The following is a 938-nucleotide window of genomic DNA, read 5'->3' as shown; positions in this document are numbered from 1 at the left end:
ATTTGTTGGTAATCACATTTGGTACACCTCTGTAGATGTCCTCCCAGCACAGCTGTTCTGCAATTAACAATGGCACGGAGTACTTTTATTTTCTGATAAGATAGTTTACTTTTTTCTAAAAACTCTTTACCATATTTTCTTAGTACATCAGCCAATTCATGGGTAGGTCTCAATCGGATAGGTAGAGTATATCCAGCGGGCTTTGTAGATTTTTGAATGTAGTTTGTGTAACTCTAAGATAGATTAATGTGCTTTGTAAACTACTATGTCCTAACAGGCTTTTTAATTGCAATAGATTTCCTCCCTGCTCTAAAAAATGGACAGCAAAACTATGCCGTAAACTATGTATGGTAATGTGTTTGTTTATTTTTGCTGTACGGAGCGTCTTACCAAGTATCTTTTTGACTGAAGAAGCCGAATAAGGTTTGTTTTTTTCGTACCCGCTAATCAAGTATTTTCCAATGGGGTAATTTGAGAGATAAGCCTTTAGTCCCTTTGCCATTAATTTGGATAATATTGCGTATCGGGTCACTCCGTGTTTACTATTGATGATATGGATTCGATGAGCATTGAAATCAATATCTTCTACTCTTAGTTTAAGTAATTCACTTATGCGAAGCCCCGAAGAATATAGTAAAGACAAAATTATACGATGTTTTAGATTGGGACAATGTTTAGGGGATAGTAAACTCTTAATTTCCCTCTGATTAAGAACCACAGGGATTTTAACCTTAGCTCGATTGCCTTTTAACTCTATACAACGCTCGGGAGTCTTCATTACTTTGAATAAAAACCGATACCCATATACTAACATTTTAATAGAAGAATGACTTACTTTACGAAGTCGTAAGTGATACATATATTCAGTAATTTGTTGATCATTGAGTAGATGAAAACTTTGATCATAATACAAACTGATCTGACATAAAGCACTTAAG

2 protein-coding genes are annotated in these 938 nt (G+C 34.6%); both read right to left on the bottom strand.

Annotated features, from left to right (window positions below):
- On the bottom strand, positions 1 to 155 hold a 155-nt coding region (locus F0000_RS28750), incomplete at its 3' end, for a transposase zinc-binding domain-containing protein (protein ID WP_368668155.1).
- A gap of 14 nt (positions 156 to 169) precedes the next feature.
- Positions 170 to 938 (bottom strand): tyrosine-type recombinase/integrase (locus F0000_RS27455; protein ID WP_223148962.1); only part of this gene is annotated, 769 nt, incomplete at its 5' end.

The organism is Aquimarina sp. RZ0 (genome assembly GCF_008370685.1).
Classification (GTDB): domain Bacteria; phylum Bacteroidota; class Bacteroidia; order Flavobacteriales; family Flavobacteriaceae; genus Aquimarina.
The sequence above is the reverse complement of the archived record's forward strand: the minus strand, read 5'-3'. Positions and strand labels throughout refer to the sequence as shown.